Source organism: Legionella nigrisilvae (genome assembly GCF_977063395.2).
This window is the reverse complement of sequence record NZ_CDRUGZ020000038.1, coordinates 615,389-632,238: the sequence shown is the minus strand read 5'-3', so window position 1 is coordinate 632,238 and position 16,850 is coordinate 615,389. Positions and strand designations below refer to the sequence as shown.

Below are 16,850 nucleotides of genomic sequence, written 5' to 3'. Positions count from 1 at the left end.
CATTCCTCGTCTTGTCAAGAAAGCCAGTATGAACTGGCTCCAATTTAGTTTTATATTTTTAATTTGGTCTCCCCCATTCGCAGGGGTTCTTGTTCAGCAATACGACACTACCACAATGAGTAATTTCCTTCAGTTTTAGATTTACTGACCATGTATTTAACTGCCTCGATTACCTCATTCGTGGTGCATTGATCACAGCCTCCGTTTTTTGGATGATCTTTCCCATGAACGGTGTTTTCAATCAATACATCCATATTTTTTGCAATCAATGATTTCCATGTTTCTTGATCACCAATTTTAGGCGCACCTTGTTTTCCATCATTATGACAGGCTGCGCAGTGCTCGTTATAAACGGCTTCCCCACTTGGAGGAGCTTTTGCTGCGCCACCTGACTTCAGGTTTATCAATTGGGTGCGGGTTAATGACTCATTTAATATGTAATCAACAGCAGAAATGATGTCGTTATCAGAGCAGGTCACGCAGGCGCCTTTAATAGGCATCAAATTATACCCATCAATGACATGACGATATAAACCCGTTAACCCACTATTCTTTAAACGCTCGTACCAGCTTGGTGAACTACCCAGCAAAGGAGCACTCATGGCACCGTCTTGATGACAAATGACACACGCCGTGAAATAAACTTGCTTTCCGCGATCCAGCGAGGGGGGCTCATTGGAAGCGGGTAATCCTAAAGGTTCCTCACTTACTACGGTCTTAAGGTATGTAGCTATAGCCATTCTATCGGCATCAGTCAAATACATCAGACTGTTATGATTTACTTCTGCCATAGGACCTGCCACAGGGCCTGCATTATTGAGAAGCTTATTTAATTTGAATACATCTGCGACTTCCTGATGGGTTCCTGACTCCAATCCATACTTGGTGATGTTTGGTGCCCAATATCCATCAATAAATCCACCCGTTAAATAATACTTATTTTTTGGAGCCCCAAATACATTTAATGGGGTATGACACATACTGCAATGTCCTAGACCATCAACTATATATTTTCCACGATTCCACTCAGGGGATCTGCCTTTCTCATATTGAAATCCATGTCCCTCAGGGAAAAAGAATAATAAATTCCAGCCCCAAAGTGTAAAGCGAGAACCTGGAACATTAAAAGGGAAAGGCAATGATTTGTTAGGTAATTTAACCGGAGGCAGACTCATAAAATAAGCGTATAGAGCTCGGGCGTCATCATCTGTTATTTTAGAAAAATAAATATAGGGAAATACTGGGAAATAGTTTCTTCCTTTAGGATCACGACCTTCTTTAAGAGCACGAATAAAATCTTTTTCAGTCCAGTTACCAATACCCGTTTCTTTATCTGGAGTAATATTAGGGCTATAAAATGTCCCGAAAGGAGTATCTATTGGTAATCCACCAGCATATGCAGGTGTGCGAGCATTAACATTGGTATGGCAGGAAATACAATCCCCCATCTTGGCCAAATACTCTCCCCGCTGAATTAAATTCTGTTGTTCACCAGTGGCTGGAGCTGTCGGTGGATAAGCAGGATAATACCCATTAATAATTGATAATTTCTCTTGAGCAGGTTCATTTTCTGCATGTAATAATTGACCTGCCAGGCCAAGCACCGCCACAGTTGCCGTGACGATTAGCTTTCTTAGTAACAAAGAGCCCACGCTCCCTCCTATTTGTTCTTATTTTGTACGCTTCTCTTGCGGAGACAGAATAATCGACGCATTTTATACTCCACATTGCCTAAGTTGCAATGTTATAATCGCTATCTTTGATTATTTTTATATCGTGATTATGTTTGTTTATCTTAATGGTTTACTTTTAGGCTTATCTTTGATTATTGCCTTAGGACCGCAAAACATTTTTTTAATCAAACAAGGTGCACAAAAAAATCACGCAATGCTCTCTGCTGTTATTTGTTTTATCTGTGATTTTATTTTAATTTGCTCCAGTATAACAGGCTTGCATGAATTGCTCCTACTTCGTCCTGTTCTGCAAATCTGGATGATGTTGTTAGGTACTGCTTTTTTACTATTTTATTCCGCAAAAGCACTATCTCGTGCGTTTTCAAAATCAACTGATGCTGAAGAAAATACATCTCATCAACCCCGTAACAGAACTCAAATCATCCTCCTGGCCCTGGGATTTAGCTTACTTAATCCCCATGCCATTATTGATTCTCTGGTGATTATTGGTGGTGGCAGCAGCGGATATCCGGAGCAAGAACATATTTTTCTACTGGGGGTACTTACCTCAAGCTTGATTTGGTTTAGCTCATTAACTTTCACCGCACGATATTTTTCTGATGTCTTGTCAAAAACTAACGTATGGAAAGGGATCGAATTACTCAGTGGTTTATTAATGGCTTTTATAGGCATTAAACTTGGGACGGATTGTTTAAGTTTAATTTCAGAATTAATCGGTACATCGATGTGATAGAAAGGGCCAATCAGTGTGTCGCCAATTGACCCAGTGGAATGACACATAGCAAGTCCAACCTCGCAATGCGAATATCTCATAACCATTTATCCATGTCAACCGAGGAATAAACAACAAAAGCCCTTTCCCATTGTTGTTCAAACCCACTTCAGTTAAACTCAACCTTTTACACAAATTGAGCAGTACATGTTTTACGGCGATACCATCCAAGACACAAGACAAATGTTTTTTTCCAGTTGGGAAAAATACCAACATAAAAAACTATTGTCTCCTTTAGAAAATGAGATTGTTCAAGTAATATTGGCCCATCCTGAATATCATAAGCTCCTCGAAAATCAAGATAAATTCCAGCTACAATCCTATTTCCCCGAGTCAGGGGAACCGAATCCATTCCTCCACATGGGACTTCATCTTGCAATTAGAGAACAAATTGCAACCGATCGTCCTGCGGGCATTCATTTAATCTATAAAAATTTGATCAACAAATACAATGACTCATTAGTAGTAGAACATTTAATGATGGAGCAGTTGGCCGAATACCTGTGGCTCTCACAAAAAAATAATATTCCTCCTGATGAGCATCAGTATCTGCAAACATTAGCTACCCTTTGAAGTATTTTTCAGTGGAAAGGGTAAATAAGACCACTCAGGCAATGAACTTTATCGTGCATCCTATGTATAACTGATATAAAACGTGTGTACTCTATGTTTTAGTTGATCAAATTAAAACCAAAGAGTACACTACCAATTTTCTCTGTTGAGGTTATTTTATGGCTAATATCGTTTTGTTTGATATGGATGACACATTAAGCTCAGAAAACGGATTGGGCGATAATAATAGAGTTTTGTTTTTTCCAGATACAACCAAACAGGTTTTCGAAGATCTGCAAAAACGTGGTGACCACATTATTATTTGCTCTAAATGTGCTACGAAGATAGAAATTCAATCGGCATTAACAAAGGCAAAAATTGATTTTGCAAATATTGAAATTTTAGGTGGACACAAGAAGTCAAAATTAGAAACTGCTAATGAATATAAAGCAAATAAAGGCGCTAAAAACGTTATTATTGTTGAAGACAGTACCTCTATTGATGACAGTTCGGATAGCGTGGTGCATATTCAGGTACCCTATAAAATTGATCACACAGCACCTCCATCAGACGCTTATTTAAAAGTAGCACTACTACCTGAAGAGCGGCTGTTTGCGATAAAGCCTATTGTACACGCAATTAAGCAAAATTCAGATCGTCAGGGTCAAATAAATAGTGAAGCTCTAAGTAATTACTACGAGTCAATAGTCAAGTTAATGGAATATAGAGATAAGCGAGAAAAAGATAGCCGCGGCGAGTTCTATACTTCCTGGGCACGCTGGTTTGGAGGAGAAGCTCGTTCGAAAACAGCAAAACTTAAGGCTGTTGATAGCATTATTAAATCGTTACACGAAGGTACTTTCGACATCAACCATATTCCTCAGGCAGCCAAAAATGGAGAACTAGCTGCTATTGTAAACTCTATTAATATTGCTGAAATTGTCAAGCCTGCAAAATCAGTATCTGCAAACGTGAGCCAATTCTAAAATTGCATTTTGCACTGCATTTTTAAACCTAGTCCTGCCCCTCTCCCGTGAATGGAAGAGGGCTATTTTTTAACAGTCCTTCTTCCCCTAAGGAAGCGATAAAATTTTTAAATAATAGCTCTTCACCCCAATGGGGAGAAAAGCCGTAACTAAAGTGGATTGCTCTCCAAAGTACATGACACCTAAGGAGAGGCTAATAACAAAAGGAGTTTAATTACACCGGAACGATGTAGTAGGCGCTAAACTATTTAGTTTCTCCTGTAAAAGACTTAGATTTTTAGGTACAACGATAAATTGATAGTTATCATTTAGGAACTGCATTGGAGCGAGGTATTGCGCATTATTGCGTTTCTCCACCGTAAATCTATTTTCCGGCCTCATATTTCTAATAACAACAGAATTGACTTCCTGAGGATTCATATCTTCTATAAGCTGAACGTTCATAACCGTATGCAGAAATTCAGGATAAACAACGTCAGTGATAATAAATGTAGATTGCTTGGCCTCTTCATCAATTTTTTCTTCAAATTTAATAAGATTATATTTATTTTGTAATAAGGTTAAACGTCTTCTTAATTCTATTGTTTTAGGATCCGTGGTTATTAAAGAAGCTGTAGTCCGCAAATCCGTTAAGGCCCCATCCTCTCCAGAACGGCTCATTGATTCGCCGATATTAAACCCACCTTCAGTTAAACCCATTAATTGATTGATTTTTATTTTTACATCGGTAATTGCCGAAGAACCGTCCATATTCATCATGGAAATGAGTTCAAGAATTGATTTCATAAATTTTTATCTCGCCTTTGATTAAAAAAGGATTAAAAGAAATAAATTTCGCGCAATAGTATTTAACTTTGACTGAAAAGTGAATGTCGGAACAAAAAATACTCTCAGTTTTTAAATTTGGAGCACGGAATCCTTTCAGCAGGTATTTTATGAAAAAATAATATCCTTTATAAAAATCTTAAGTAATGTTAACTAAGCGAAGACATTAGGACTGTGTATCTCGACTAAAATCAGTTAATATGGAGTATTAAATAACAAATCCGTGTCCTGTATGACTGATCAAGAAAAGAAAACCCATTTTGGTTACTCTACTGTTGCCTGGGATGAGAAAGAAAAGAAAGTAGCCGAAGTTTTTCATTCCGTAGCAAAAAAATATGACTTGATGAATGATTTAATGTCTTTAGGTATTCATCATCTGTGGAAGCGCTACACGGTAGGCCATAGCCAAGTGCGTACCGGACAACTTGTCTTAGATTTAGCCGGAGGCAGTGGCGACTTAACACGGTTATTATGTAAGAAGGTTGGTGATAAAGGTCGAGTTGTTCTCACTGATATAAATTCAGCCATGCTTAATGTAGGACGTGATCGCTTATTAGATGAAGGTTTATATAAGAATATTGATTACGTACAAGGTAATGCGCAATGTCTGCCCTTTGCTGATAACAGTTTTCATTGTATTACTATGGCGTTTGGTTTAAGAAACGTAACCGATAAGGAAGAAGCGCTTCGTTCAATGTATCGTGTGTGCAAACCCGGAGGGAAAGTGATGATTCTTGAATTCTCCACCCCCACATTTCCTGGTTTAAAACCTATTTATGACTGGTATTCGTTTAATATTTTACCTAAAATAGGGGGGCTTATTGCGCAAGATAAAACCAGTTACCAATACCTTGCTGAATCCATACGCATGCATCCCAATCAACTCAAACTAAAAGAAATGATTGAGGATGCAGGATTCGAAGACTGTCACTATGATAATCTCAGTGGTGGTATCGTTGCCTTGCACATTGCCTATAAATATTGAGTGCATTATGTTAAAAAAATACTCCCTAAAGGCTCTTCAAATAGCCATTAACAAAGCGGCCAAACTGGATGAGCAAATGCCAGCCAAGCTGAAAGCGCTTGATAATAAAACCCTTGAAATAATCATAAGCCCTTTAAACGTTAATTTTTTTATACATTTTAAGGATGGCGAAATTGTCTTACTTGATTGCTTCGATAGCAAAGCGGACACAGTTATTCACAGCAACCCTTTAGGATTGATCCGCTTGAGTTTATTACCCGCTTCCAAAGCCCGTTCTTTGTTTAATGATAAAATTCGCATGACTGGAGATACGGAATTAGGACAGCATGTAAAAAAATTGTTTGACGAAATGGATATCGATTGGGAAGGCCATCTGGCTCATTTTACTGGTGATGTAGTGGCTCATCAAATCGGTTCTTTTGTGCGTAAAGGGATGGCATTCAAAAAGAAAGTGGATGATTCCTTTCATCAAAATGTGACGGAATATCTGCAAGAAGAATTACGAGTCATGCCAACGAAATATGAACTGGAAGATTTTTTTGTTGAAGTAGACGAGTTATCTTTAAGTGTCGAGCGTTTGCAAGCTCATGTAAATCAACTAATAAGCCGCTATGAAATCCATTAAAAAACTCATCCGTCTTATTCATATTAACTATGTTCTAGCTAAAAATGGACTAGATAATGTAGTCGTGTCATTGAGATTATTTGCACCGCTACGCTTTATTGTCTATTTAAATCCTTGGAATTGGTTTCGTAAAGAACAATTAACGCATGGAGAAGCACTTCGTAAATCCTTGGAAGTATTAGGGCCTATTTTTATTAAATTCGGTCAAGCGCTTTCGACGCGCCCTGATATTCTGCCCTTGGATATAGCGATTGAACTTAGCAAATTACAAGATAAAGTCCCTCCATTCCCTAGCGAACAAGCCATGGCCATTATTGAAAAAGCTTATGGCATGTCTCCCTATGAGGTTTTTGCTGAATTTGATTCCATACCCTTAGCATCGGCTTCTATGGCGCAAGTGCATGCAGCAACTTTGAAAACAGGCGAGGAAGTGATCGTCAAGGTGCTTAGGCCCAACATGCGACGCATTATTGAGCAAGACTTGAGTATTATGCATACTATTGCAAAATGGGCGGACCGTTATTGGCCAGAGATTAGGCGTTTAAAACCAAAAGAAATTGTAACAGAGTTTGAACATACCTTAATCGATGAGCTCGACTTACTAAGAGAAGCAGCTAATGCAGCTCAATTAAGACGTAATTTTGAGCATTCTCCTATCCTGTATATTCCAGAAGTCTATTGGGATTATTCACGATCTAATGTGATGGTGCTCGAACGAATACATGGCATCCCTGTATCCGATCTCGTAAGCTTACAAGCACATGGGGTTGATATAAAGAAACTGGCGGAGCGGGGTGTAGAAATTTTCTTCACTCAAGTATTTCGTGATTGTTTTTTTCATGCAGACATGCATCCAGGAAATATTTTTGTTTCTTATAAAAATCCCAAAGACCCCCAATATATATGCATCGACTTTGGCATTATGGGGACATTAAATGACAATGACAAACGGTATTTAGCAGAAAATCTATTGGCCTTTTTTAATCGGGATTACCGGCGTGTTGCGGAGTTACACGTTGAATCTGGTTGGGTTGCACGTGATACCCGTGTAGATGAATTTGAAAGCGGTATTCGTACGGTATGTGAACCTATCTTTGAAAAACCTTTAAAAGATATTTCCTTTGCACAAGTAGTATTGCGTCTTTTTCAGGTTGCTCGACGTTTTCATATGGAAGTACAACCACAACTTATTTTATTACAAAAAACGCTCCTTGCTGTAGAAGGCTTAGGACGTCAACTCTATCCAGACTTGGATTTATGGGCTACAGCCAAACCTTTTCTTGAAAAGTGGGTTAGAGATCAAATAGGTCCTAAAGCTTTTTTCACCCAATTAAAACGAAATTTACCTTTTCTTGCGGAACAATTGCCCCATATGCCAAAACTGCTCTTTGATTTTCTAGAGCTTAAAAAAGAAGAATTAATAATAAATAAAGAGCGCGCTAATGCTCAGCCTGAAAATGAAAAACCAGCAGTCCATTGGAATAGTATTGCGATCGGCGCGGGACTTTCGTTCCTGTTAGTGTGCCTGCTTGACTATGCGCATCTTATCCATCACAAACAACTCACCCCGCTTGCCCTTTCAGGAGCAATTCTGGCAGGGTTGTTTGTACTTATTAACCCTAATACGAGGAATTAAACATGGGACTAAGTGGAATCAGCCCTCTTTCTTTATTGTTAATTTTAGTCATTATTCTAGCTCTTTTTGGTACTTCCAAATTAAAAACTATAGGTACCGATCTTGGCGAGGCCATTAAAAATTTCCGTAAGGCCTTGAATGAAAATCAAGCTGATGAGCACCCAAAAAAGGATAACAAACCTCTATGAGTAGTGGCGAACTTTTGGTTATTTTTATTGTTGCCCTCATTGTATTTGGCCCCAAAAAACTCCCTATGTTGGCAACCCATTTAGGATTATTGGTAAAAGCATTGAACAGAATAAGAGCACAAGCTGCTGTGCTCTGGCAACAGCAACTAAATGCCCTGCAATTGCAAGAAAATCAACGTAAGGCAAAAGAAGCAGACGATCAATATAAAAAAGAGCAAGTGTCCTAAATTTTATCTTATTGTAACTTAGCCCCCTTACTCTGTTCAGGTTCATCTTTTGCGGGCAGTTTAAAACCATCTAAGTCAGGAAGGTCCTTCATCGCCTCTTTACTTGGGAGCAAAGAACCACCTTCATAGGCTTTAGGGCCCTCTTTAGTCGTTTGATAAAGCTTGCCATCACCATTAGAATAGGCAATCACTTTATTGGTTTCTGCATCGACCATAATAAAACTTTTTCCTTCTTTTGCCTGCTTTTGGAAGAACGACGCCATGTCCTCCTCTGATTTAAAAGTTAAAGACAATCCGCCATTCTCATCCTTCTTAGGAGGATGATCTTTAAACCATTTCGCCCCACAATGTTCCTTATAGGCTGCAAGGAAAGCTTCTACCTGTTCGCTTTGAATGCGAATACTTTTCTTTTTGCTCTCCTCCTCTTCAGCTGGTAGTAAACTGTCCACTTGCGAGGTGTGTTTCGGTGGACCTAATGGAATCTCTTCCTCATCTTTTGATTGAGACATATATATTTCCTCTAAAAGTGTAGGCTTTTTTGAAAACTTATATTGTATAAGTATAATTCAACTTTTACGCTTCCACTTTATTTCCATAGAATTTGTTATTGGCTTCAACCTTAAAATTAAGTAATTTCATGATTAGGCCGAGCTACTCCTTACTTTATTGTTCAAAACTTGCTATATTTTTATTATTTAAATCCTGCCAAAGTTGTTCGGCTACCGGTCCTCTGGCTGGTTTTTGTAAACGAATCGCGCCTAAAGTAACTAACCGTTTATCGAAATGATTCCCTTGCAAGCTCTGTAACCTACCATCCGCTAGCTCCTGGCTAATCATATGCAAGGGCAATCTTCCCCAACCCAGACCTGCAACAATTATATCTTTCTTCACCATTACATCGCTCACAGTCCATCGATGTCCATGTTCTATGACACCGAAGGAAAAATCAGATTGCGAGGAATCACGGAGGATCACTTGCATGCATTCAGAAAGCGTATCCAAATCACCTAATTGGGTACCGTAATATTGAATAAATTCGGGGGATGCAACAGCGACTAGAAACTCAGACCGAAGCGGGATGACCTCGACAGCCTTTTTAGTAATTAAATTTTCGCTAATAATCAGGTCTGCCTGATTTCGCAATAATCGTTCACACGCCCCTCCAATTGATTCGGAAAGAAAATGAAATTGGGTATTAGGAAACGTATAAATCCAATGTTTTAACAGAGGTTTCAAAGTCGACAGAGGAAAAAAGACATCGATGGCAATCGTGATATCACTTTCAGCTTCAGATTGCAGTAGTTCTGCAAATTGACTAATGTTTTTCCAGTGCCCAATTAAAGACTGAGCTCGACGATAGAGTTTTTCGCCTTCTATTGTGAGAACCGGTCGATAATGACTGCGATCAAACAATACCAAATTTAATTGCTCTTCTAATTTTTTTATTGATGTAGTAATTGCAGGCTGACTTTTAAATAAGATCCGTGCTGCCGCATTGAATCCACCGCACTCGACTACTACTACAAAAACTCGTAAAGCATCAAAATCAATGTCCATAATTTTTTTCTATTAAGTTTATTAAAACTTAATATTATCAACTTATAAAGATTTTATCTAATCTGTTTACTCCACATACGGGAAACAGCAAGAGGGACAATATATGCCAATAAATAACATTCAAGACATAACAACTGCGCTATTAAAGGTATTGTTTAATCAACGACGAGTTAGTGAGTTTGCCGAGACAAAGTGTAATGGAATTTTATGCCCAGAATGCATTGGCCATCCGCAAGATAAAATTCACCATGCTATCAAGGAACAACGCGCCCTAACGTTCATTCTTCCTGCCTTCCCTGCAAAATCAGCCAATAGACAAAAAACCCTTTCCGAAAAACCGGATCGAGGTGAAATCATTGGCTTGAGTAATTTGAATCGACTCTGCCAAACCCTGGAAGAAATTTATCCTGTAGGTATTAAATTAATCATTTGTTCTGACGGTCGCGTCTTTAATGATTTAGTTTTGGTGAGTGATGATCATGTAGATGTATATCAAAAAGGAATTCAACAAATTATCAAAGAATACCAATTAACTCATTTATCTACATTTGCGCTTGATGAGGTCTATCCCTGCCATAACTATCAGATTATGCGGGAGTTATTAATGGCCGAGTTTGGTCAATCTTTAGATGAATTAAAACAACATGTAGCAACCGATCCGCACGCTCGCTATCAATTTAACGGGATTCACCGTTTTATTGTTGAGGATCAATTCGCTTTAAAACCTGGACAAACAAAAAACAAAACACGCCAGCAAGCCAAACAAATTGCTTATGAAGTAATCCGTCGCTCGAATGCGTGGTCGCGATTATTAACAAATTATTTTCCACAATCCGTGCGATTGTCGATTCATCCCCAGCCTTGTGGCTCAGAGAAAATAGGAGTTCACTTACTACCTACATCAAATCGTTGGAGTACCCCTTGGCATAATGTTCTACTTAAAAAAGGCAAAAGATGGCAACTCATAAAAAGGCAAGAAGCTGAGCAATTGGGAGCACGATTAAATAAAGATCATTATGTATTGGAGGCCTACTCATGAACCAACAACAGCGATTTTGCCCTCATCTAATTCAAGCGGATCATGGTCGTAAGCTGACCGATTTATCATTGGAAATGCTCCTAAAGCAAACGACTCAACATAAGATTGTGCTTCTACGAGGCTTTAATCTTCTGCAACGGGATGATTTGCTCCAATATTGTCAAAAGCAAGCCCAGTTACTTTCTTGGGATTTTGGTCCGGTAATGGAAATGAAAGTAGATCAAAAGCCCAAAAACTATCTCTTTACGGAAGGAGATGTCCCATTGCATTGGGATGGAGCTTTTCATCAAGAACCTCGTTTTTTGCTCTTTCATTGTTTGCAGGCACCCAATGCAGAGAGTGGTGGGGAAACTCTATTTGTTAACACAGAAATGGTTTGGCATACTGCAAGCGATGCACAAAAAAAAGAGTGGCAACAGTATGCGCTCGTATTTCATACCGAAAAACTAGCACATTATGGGGGCACCATTACTCGTAATTTAATCAATAAACATCCAGAAACTCAACAGGTTATCTTAAGATTTGCTGAACCTGTAGGTGAAGACTATTTAAATCCAGTACACGTTAAAATAATAGGTAAAAATGAGGATGAATCGCAATCCATTTTATCTTCTTTAAGTCAAAGGATGCGGATGCCTGAACATATGTATCAACATCAATGGCAACAAGGTGATTTTCTGCTTGCCGACAATTTTTCACTCCTGCATGGTCGTAACGCTTTTCATCGACATAGCCCAAGACATTTAAGAAGGATCCAAATATTATGAAACCCTATACTTTAATGCAGTTAAAGCAAACCACCAGCCCAGAACAATTCAGCAATCATTTGCGAGAAATGGGCGAATTGTTTTGGTGGGAAGCCGGTAAATTTTTTGTAGTTACTTCCTATAAATTAGCCAAACAAGTCCTCACAAGTGAGGATTTTACTTGTGATCGCACCCCTTTTTTTATAACACGCATGCCCGAGATGAATTTGTCATTAATTACTGATTTTTTTAAAGTGGTCAGTAAAATGATGGTGATGAGTGATGCTCCAGAACACACTGATCGCCGGCGGATTTGTTATCATGGCTTTAGTAACAACTGTCTGGAACAATTGAAACCCTTAATTCAGCAGACTATAACAAATTGTTTGGCAGAGTATACTGCAGATAAACCTTTTGATTTTGTTACTCAACTGGCCCAACACATCCCTTCGGTGACACTTGCAGAGTTGTTCGCAATTCCAGATAGTGAACGTCTTGATTTTTATCATTGGTCTAATAATATGACGCAATTTTTTGGTGGCTCAACCAGTTATAAAGATCAGGATGGAATTCAGGTCAATCAAAGTGCCAAACAACTCTATAGTTATTTTTCAAATTTAATTGTCCATCGTCGAAAAAAACCAGGATCCGATTTTTTAAGTATCTTGTTGGAGCATCAAGCCCATTTTGGCTTAACCGATGATGAAATTATCTCTCAAGCAATTATGATGTTAGTTGCAGGTCAAGTCACAACCACTGATCAGCTGTGCAATAATTTATTTATTTTGTTAAATCAACCAGGACTTTGGCAACAAGTAAGAGATAATTGTCATCTACTTGATAGATATATTGAAGAATGCAACCGGCTTGATCCCGCAGTAACGTTTATTTTCCGAGTCACTAAAAATGAAACGATGATAGGAAATAAATTGATTGAAAAAGGCAAGGTGATTTTCATATCGACACATGCCATTAATCGTGATCCCCATTATTTTGACGACCCAGATGCCATCAATCCTAATAATAAACACCCCCAACATTTCAGTTATGGTTATGGCAGTCATTTTTGTCTGGGTGCAAAATTGGCACGCATCGAGATGCACAGCATTTTTAAAGCTCTATTGAACCAGTTTCCTGGGTTACGTCTTGATACCAGTAACCCCGCGCAAAGGAAACATCACAGTTTATCTTTTTCTGGTTTCGAACATCTATATTTAAATGCCCTTTAAGATGCTTATAATAGGTTTATAAAATTGTGGCCTAATGAGAAGGCACCAGTCGTTACCCTCGCAATGACTTAGGTTTTACTGTGCCTTAACTTAGGTTACAAAATTTATGATCTTAGAGAGACGCAACTCATGAGCGATCAAAAAAACCTATCAAAGGATGCCGCGCTTAAATTCATCATTCTCACCGGTATTGTGAGTCTTTTTGCGGATATGACCTATGAAGGTGCACGCAGTATCACTGGACCGTATTTGGCGTTATTAGGAGCCAATGCCGCTGTTGTGGGTTTTGTATCTGGTTTTGGAGAATTATTAGGTTATACACTACGTCTGGTATCCGGCTATCTTGTGGATCGTACTCATAGATATTGGACGCTCACTATTTTTGGTTATACCTGTAATTTATTAGCAGTTCCCTTATTAGCCATCGCGGAACAATGGTGGGCTGCTGCTACCCTCATTATTACAGAGCGAGTAGGAAAAGGGATTCGTACACCTGCGCGAGATGCCATGCTTGCTCATGCAGGACACCAAAAAGGAATGGGTTGGGCTTTTGGTTTACATGAAGCAATGGATCAAACCGGGGCGATGATAGGTCCTTTGATTGTGGCTCTCGCACTTTATTTTAAAGTGGAATATCGCTATTGTTTCGCGTTGCTTTTAATTCCTGCATTATTTGCTTTAGGCACTTTATTCTTGTCACGTTGGCTCTATCCTCGCCCCCAAGACTTAGAAGTACATCATGATACCCTGGAAATTAGCGGTATGAGCATGAATACAGCTTTTTGGCTGTACTTATCAGGAGCAGCACTCATTGCAGCTGGCTATGCCGATTTCCCATTAATTGCTTATCACTTTCAAAAAGAAGATATTTTATCTCCACTTTGGATCCCCATTTCTTATGCCCTAGCCAAAGGATTCAATATAGCAAGTGCCCCATTTCTCGGATATCTTTATGACCGACATGGTTTTATTATTCTCGTCCTTGTCTCCTTGATATCCTGTTTTTTTGCCCCTTTAGTCTTTTTTGGTACTTCCACTCTGGCTATATTAGGAGTAATTTTATGGAGTATTGGGGTTTGTGCTCATGAGTCACTGATGCGCGCCATCATAGCCGGTATGATACCTAAAGAAAAACGCGGCTCAGCATATGGAATTTTCAATACAGGTTTTGGAGTATCTTGGTTTTTGGGTAGTGTTTTAATGGGCGTTCTCTATGATACGTCCATTCTCGCTTTAGTTATTTTTTCCATTTCCATCCAATTACTTGCATTTCCTTTCATGGGTATAGTCATGAAAAAACTGAAATAAATAAAAACTCTATTTTTGTGCGGCTAATTTTTGCAAGTGTTCGTCTGATAAGCGAAATTGCAACAAATCCGTACGCCGATGAGCCCCTATAAATTCGTAAAATTCAATAGCTTTTTTATTCCAGGTAAATGCATGCCCTTCCATGCGACAGCATCCCTTTTCAATTGCCAACTGTGCAAGATTAGATAACAAGGCCGTGCCCAAACCATGATTACGATAAAGTTCATCTACAAACAACTCTTCAATGTAAAGAACTGGCGCTCCTGCCGGGGCAGAATAAGAGAAAAAAAATAAAGCATACCCAGCTGGTTTTTTCTTGTACTCAGCTAATAATACATTAAAAAATTTAGTTCGACCAAAACCATGAGACTCAATTTTATCCAGGGTCAAATTAATTTCTTCAGGTTTCTTTTTTTCATATTCAGCGAGTTTCTTGATTAAACCAAAAATTTCTTCTTTATCTTTTTTCTTAGCAATCCGAAAAGTAAATTCCATATTTGTACCTCCACACCCTACGCTCTAATCAAACCGATTTACTGGTTGATGACAATACGGTGCTTTCTGATGTTTGGCATAATAATCTTGATGGTACTCTTCTGCCGGCCAAAATGTTTGCACAGGAAAAAGTCGAGTCGCAACCGTAAAGCCTTTTTTTTGTAACATTTGGATTAACGTTTCTGCTTCTGTTAATTGTTCCTGATCATAATAAAATACTGCACTTTGATACTGCTGACCTATATCAGGACCTTGACCTGATTTCTGCGTGGGATCATGGATTTCAAAAAATCGCTTTAAAACGTGGTGATAATCAGTCTTAGCTTTATCATAAATAACACGTACTGCTTCATAATGCCCAGTATTTCCCTGACAAACTTGGTCATAACTTGGTTCTAAAGTAACGCCCCCTGTATAACCCACTTCAACACGCAGAACTCCGGGAATTTGTTTTAAAAAATGATCAACTCCCCAAAAACATCCGCCAGCCATTATCGCTTCTTCCGTATCTAATACCTGACTGTCCGCAACGAAATCAATAGAAGCGGAGTTGACACAATGGCGTAAGTTGTTTTGGGTGAAGTATTCTCCCGTAAAGACATGCCCTAAATGTGCATCGCAGCGCGAGCAAAGGATTTCCATGCGTTGACCATCAGGATCGGGTAGCTGTTTGACCGCATGAACAATATTATCATCAAAACTTGGCCAGCCACACCCCGAGCTGAATTGGCTTGAGCCGCGAAATAAGGCTAAACCACAACGTTTACATAAATAAGTGCCATTAGTCATAACATAATTATATGCCCCAGTGTGAGGATATTCTGTGGCTTTTTCACAGATTATCCTTTTAGCTAACGGGGTTAAACTGGCTGTTTTATCAAGATAATCATCCATCATGCTACCTTTGTTGCCCTTGGCAAATTTTATCGGCTAAATAACCTATAGCTCCCGCATAATATATTGAATTATTATAGTGTAAAATCATCTTATAGTTGGGGAAGGTTAAGAAGGTGGGGCCGCCCAATGGCTGTACTATGCTGCCTTGCAGATTTTGATAAGGCAATGGCTCGCCATTTTCGGTACGTACACCCAGCGCACTCCATTCACTCACAGGCTTCACAATGGTTTTTCCTGCCATAGCCATATCGAATTTATGGGGTAATTTGACTTGGATAGCCCAAGGCTCCCCTGATTGCCATCCATTTTGCTTCATGTAATTTGCAATTGAAGCAAAGACATCAGGCTTACTTCTCCAGATATCCTTTCGTCCATCACCATCATAATCAACCGCATATTTCACCCAGCTTGAAGGTAAAAATTGGGGTTGGCCTGAAGCACCAGCCCACTCACCTTTGAAATCGGCTAAACTGACATGTCCTTCATCCAAGATATGCAAAGCAATAAATAATTCTCTACGGAAAAAATCTTTGCGATTGGAGTCATATGCTAAAGTGGCTAAAGCTTTCACTACAGGGAAATTACCCATGTAAGTACCATAACTGGTTTCCATTCCCCAAAATGAAACAATGAAACAAGGATTTACCCCGTATTTTTTGGCCACAGCCTCCAAGACTTCTTGATTCTTCTTGAATTCTTTACGTCCTATGGCAATTCTGTAACTATCAACGCGCGTGTTACGATATTTGATGAACGTAAGGCGATGTTCTGGTTGAGAACGTAAAAATCCTTTAATTTGATGGCTTGGCTCATGGATACCCGCAAACGCCTCATCAAACGTTTCTGATGAAATCCCCTGTTGCAAAGCTTCTGCTCTAACTCCAGCGACCCACTCATTCCAATTCTGTTGTGCGAAGGCAACATGATGTACCAGAACGTATGCGATTATCGCAAGTCCCCATTTTTTCATAGCCTTTCCCCCTGATTTTGTTACTTGATTGCCATCTCGATATTAAGATAGACCCTTTCTCATAAAAACATACAGCCTGGTTAAACCGCAAACCTCGAGCTTTTATCTATCTCAAAGCG

Annotated in this window: 19 protein-coding genes; 12 read left to right on the top strand and 7 right to left on the bottom strand. The window is 39.0% G+C overall.

All coding sequences use genetic code 11. The annotated features are described in order from the left end of the window. Nucleotides 1–107: 107 nt before the first annotated feature. A complete protein-coding gene (locus ACWTE2_RS25150; protein ID WP_454784899.1) occupies nt 108–1,652 on the bottom strand; it encodes a c-type cytochrome in 1,545 nt (514 codons plus the stop codon). A gap of 130 nt (nt 1,653–1,782) precedes the next feature. Here ACWTE2_RS25150 and ACWTE2_RS25145 point away from each other — a divergent pair, with 130 nt between their 5' ends. From ACWTE2_RS25145 to ACWTE2_RS25135, 3 genes are all read left to right on the top strand, one after another. Further along, complete coding sequence (locus ACWTE2_RS25145) at nt 1,783–2,424, top strand: LysE/ArgO family amino acid transporter (RefSeq protein ID WP_454784898.1); 642 nt, start codon at nt 1,783–1,785, stop codon at nt 2,422–2,424. Nucleotides 2,425–2,613: 189 nt separating this feature from the next. After that, entirely contained in the window at nt 2,614–3,039 is a 426-nt protein-coding gene (locus ACWTE2_RS25140) for a DUF1841 family protein (protein WP_454784897.1), read from the top strand. Between the two features lie 158 nt (nt 3,040–3,197). Continuing rightward, the gene (locus ACWTE2_RS25135; RefSeq protein ID WP_454784896.1) at nt 3,198–4,004 is read left to right on the top strand and encodes an HAD family hydrolase; all 807 of its coding nucleotides are present in this window, start codon (nt 3,198–3,200) and stop codon (nt 4,002–4,004) included. A 210-nt stretch (nt 4,005–4,214) separates the two neighbouring features. Here ACWTE2_RS25135 and ACWTE2_RS25130 read toward each other — a convergent pair whose 3' ends face one another. Next, nucleotides 4,215–4,790, bottom strand: coding sequence for a hypothetical protein (locus tag ACWTE2_RS25130; protein ID WP_454784895.1), 576 nt, complete (start codon nt 4,788–4,790; stop codon nt 4,215–4,217). Nucleotides 4,791–5,061: 271 nt separating this feature from the next. On the opposite strand from ACWTE2_RS25130, the gene ubiE reads away from it, so the two are divergent. The 5 genes from ubiE to ACWTE2_RS25105 are packed head-to-tail and all read left to right on the top strand — an operon-like array spanning nt 5,062 to nt 8,490. Continuing rightward, the gene (gene ubiE, locus ACWTE2_RS25125) at nt 5,062–5,814 is read left to right on the top strand and encodes a bifunctional demethylmenaquinone methyltransferase/2-methoxy-6-polyprenyl-1,4-benzoquinol methylase UbiE (protein ID WP_454784894.1); all 753 of its coding nucleotides are present in this window, start codon (nt 5,062–5,064) and stop codon (nt 5,812–5,814) included. A gap of 7 nt (nt 5,815–5,821) precedes the next feature. Beyond that, the gene (locus tag ACWTE2_RS25120; protein WP_182392205.1) at nt 5,822–6,439 is read left to right on the top strand and encodes a ubiquinone biosynthesis accessory factor UbiJ; all 618 of its coding nucleotides are present in this window, start codon (nt 5,822–5,824) and stop codon (nt 6,437–6,439) included. Next, nucleotides 6,426–8,075, top strand: a complete 1,650-nt coding sequence (ubiB, locus tag ACWTE2_RS25115) for a ubiquinone biosynthesis regulatory protein kinase UbiB (RefSeq protein ID WP_454784893.1) — start codon at nt 6,426–6,428, stop codon at nt 8,073–8,075. The genes ACWTE2_RS25120 and ubiB overlap by 14 nt, the downstream gene beginning before the upstream one ends. 2 nt (nt 8,076–8,077) lie before the next feature. Beyond that, complete coding sequence (gene tatA, locus ACWTE2_RS25110) at nt 8,078–8,263, top strand: twin-arginine translocase TatA/TatE family subunit (RefSeq protein WP_182392203.1); 186 nt, start codon at nt 8,078–8,080, stop codon at nt 8,261–8,263. Then, nucleotides 8,260–8,490, top strand: a complete 231-nt coding sequence (locus ACWTE2_RS25105; protein WP_454784892.1) for a Sec-independent protein translocase subunit TatA/TatB — start codon at nt 8,260–8,262, stop codon at nt 8,488–8,490. Before tatA ends, ACWTE2_RS25105 begins: the two co-directional genes overlap by 4 nt. 8 nt (nt 8,491–8,498) lie before the next feature. Here the strand turns inward: ACWTE2_RS25105 and ACWTE2_RS25100 are convergent, their stop codons facing one another. Together ACWTE2_RS25100 and ACWTE2_RS25095 are read right to left on the bottom strand one after the other, a co-directional pair. Next, a complete protein-coding gene (locus tag ACWTE2_RS25100) occupies nt 8,499–8,999 on the bottom strand; it encodes a hypothetical protein (RefSeq protein ID WP_454784891.1) in 501 nt (166 codons plus the stop codon). A 154-nt stretch (nt 9,000–9,153) separates the two neighbouring features. Beyond that, on the bottom strand, nt 9,154–10,047 hold the full coding sequence (locus ACWTE2_RS25095; RefSeq protein ID WP_454784890.1) for a LysR family transcriptional regulator: 894 nt from the start codon (nt 10,045–10,047) through the stop codon (nt 9,154–9,156). 103 nt (nt 10,048–10,150) lie between these two features. On the opposite strand from ACWTE2_RS25095, the gene ACWTE2_RS25090 reads away from it, so the two are divergent. From ACWTE2_RS25090 to ACWTE2_RS25075, 4 genes are all read left to right on the top strand, one after another. Further along, nucleotides 10,151–11,086, top strand: coding sequence for an L-tyrosine/L-tryptophan isonitrile synthase family protein (locus tag ACWTE2_RS25090; protein ID WP_454784889.1), 936 nt, complete (start codon nt 10,151–10,153; stop codon nt 11,084–11,086). Next, complete coding sequence (locus ACWTE2_RS25085; protein WP_454784888.1) at nt 11,083–11,853, top strand: TauD/TfdA dioxygenase family protein; 771 nt, start codon at nt 11,083–11,085, stop codon at nt 11,851–11,853. Before ACWTE2_RS25090 ends, ACWTE2_RS25085 begins: the two co-directional genes overlap by 4 nt. Then, entirely contained in the window at nt 11,850–13,061 is a 1,212-nt protein-coding gene (locus ACWTE2_RS25080; RefSeq protein WP_454784887.1) for a cytochrome P450, read from the top strand. Before ACWTE2_RS25085 ends, ACWTE2_RS25080 begins: the two co-directional genes overlap by 4 nt. 129 nt (nt 13,062–13,190) lie before the next feature. Continuing rightward, nucleotides 13,191–14,369 (top strand): MFS transporter, encoded by a 1,179-nt coding sequence (locus ACWTE2_RS25075; RefSeq protein WP_454784886.1) that lies wholly within the window; start codon nt 13,191–13,193, stop codon nt 14,367–14,369. A gap of 9 nt (nt 14,370–14,378) precedes the next feature. Here the strand turns inward: ACWTE2_RS25075 and ACWTE2_RS25070 are convergent, their stop codons facing one another. Genes ACWTE2_RS25070 through ACWTE2_RS25060 form a run of 3 tightly spaced genes read right to left on the bottom strand, consistent with a single transcriptional unit; the run spans nt 14,379 to nt 16,731 of the window. Beyond that, a complete protein-coding gene (locus tag ACWTE2_RS25070) occupies nt 14,379–14,864 on the bottom strand; it encodes a GNAT family N-acetyltransferase (RefSeq protein ID WP_454784885.1) in 486 nt (161 codons plus the stop codon). Nucleotides 14,865–14,888: 24 nt separating this feature from the next. Beyond that, nucleotides 14,889–15,758: a bifunctional methionine sulfoxide reductase B/A protein gene (locus tag ACWTE2_RS25065; protein WP_454785027.1), complete on the bottom strand. Its 870-nt coding sequence runs from the start codon at nt 15,756–15,758 to the stop codon at nt 14,889–14,891. A 4-nt stretch (nt 15,759–15,762) separates the two neighbouring features. Further along, a complete protein-coding gene (locus tag ACWTE2_RS25060) occupies nt 15,763–16,731 on the bottom strand; it encodes a lytic murein transglycosylase (protein WP_454784884.1) in 969 nt (322 codons plus the stop codon). Nucleotides 16,732–16,850: the final 119 nt, after the last annotated feature.

What these genes read in the sequence shown, in the direction of transcription:
- ACWTE2_RS25145 (WP_454784898.1), top strand. Translation starts at nt 1,783, where the DNA reads ATGTTTGTTTATCTTAATGGTTTACTTTTAGGCTTATCTTTGATTATT.
- ACWTE2_RS25140 (WP_454784897.1), top strand. Translation starts at nt 2,614, where the DNA reads ATGTTTTACGGCGATACCATCCAAGACACAAGACAAATGTTTTTTTCC.
- ACWTE2_RS25135 (WP_454784896.1), top strand. Translation starts at nt 3,198, where the DNA reads ATGGCTAATATCGTTTTGTTTGATATGGATGACACATTAAGCTCAGAA.
- ACWTE2_RS25130 (WP_454784895.1), bottom strand. Translation starts at nt 4,790, where the DNA reads ATGAAATCAATTCTTGAACTCATTTCCATGATGAATATGGACGGTTCT.
- ubiE (WP_454784894.1), top strand. Translation starts at nt 5,062, where the DNA reads ATGACTGATCAAGAAAAGAAAACCCATTTTGGTTACTCTACTGTTGCC.
- ACWTE2_RS25120 (WP_182392205.1), top strand. Translation starts at nt 5,822, where the DNA reads ATGTTAAAAAAATACTCCCTAAAGGCTCTTCAAATAGCCATTAACAAA.
- ubiB (WP_454784893.1), top strand. Translation starts at nt 6,426, where the DNA reads ATGAAATCCATTAAAAAACTCATCCGTCTTATTCATATTAACTATGTT.
- tatA (WP_182392203.1), top strand. Translation starts at nt 8,078, where the DNA reads ATGGGACTAAGTGGAATCAGCCCTCTTTCTTTATTGTTAATTTTAGTC.
- ACWTE2_RS25105 (WP_454784892.1), top strand. Translation starts at nt 8,260, where the DNA reads ATGAGTAGTGGCGAACTTTTGGTTATTTTTATTGTTGCCCTCATTGTA.
- ACWTE2_RS25100 (WP_454784891.1), bottom strand. Translation starts at nt 8,999, where the DNA reads ATGTCTCAATCAAAAGATGAGGAAGAGATTCCATTAGGTCCACCGAAA.
- ACWTE2_RS25095 (WP_454784890.1), bottom strand. Translation starts at nt 10,047, where the DNA reads ATGGACATTGATTTTGATGCTTTACGAGTTTTTGTAGTAGTAGTCGAG.
- ACWTE2_RS25090 (WP_454784889.1), top strand. Translation starts at nt 10,151, where the DNA reads ATGCCAATAAATAACATTCAAGACATAACAACTGCGCTATTAAAGGTA.
- ACWTE2_RS25085 (WP_454784888.1), top strand. Translation starts at nt 11,083, where the DNA reads ATGAACCAACAACAGCGATTTTGCCCTCATCTAATTCAAGCGGATCAT.
- ACWTE2_RS25080 (WP_454784887.1), top strand. Translation starts at nt 11,850, where the DNA reads ATGAAACCCTATACTTTAATGCAGTTAAAGCAAACCACCAGCCCAGAA.
- ACWTE2_RS25075 (WP_454784886.1), top strand. Translation starts at nt 13,191, where the DNA reads ATGAGCGATCAAAAAAACCTATCAAAGGATGCCGCGCTTAAATTCATC.
- ACWTE2_RS25070 (WP_454784885.1), bottom strand. Translation starts at nt 14,864, where the DNA reads ATGGAATTTACTTTTCGGATTGCTAAGAAAAAAGATAAAGAAGAAATT.
- ACWTE2_RS25065 (WP_454785027.1), bottom strand. Translation starts at nt 15,758, where the DNA reads ATGGATGATTATCTTGATAAAACAGCCAGTTTAACCCCGTTAGCTAAA.
- ACWTE2_RS25060 (WP_454784884.1), bottom strand. Translation starts at nt 16,731, where the DNA reads ATGAAAAAATGGGGACTTGCGATAATCGCATACGTTCTGGTACATCAT.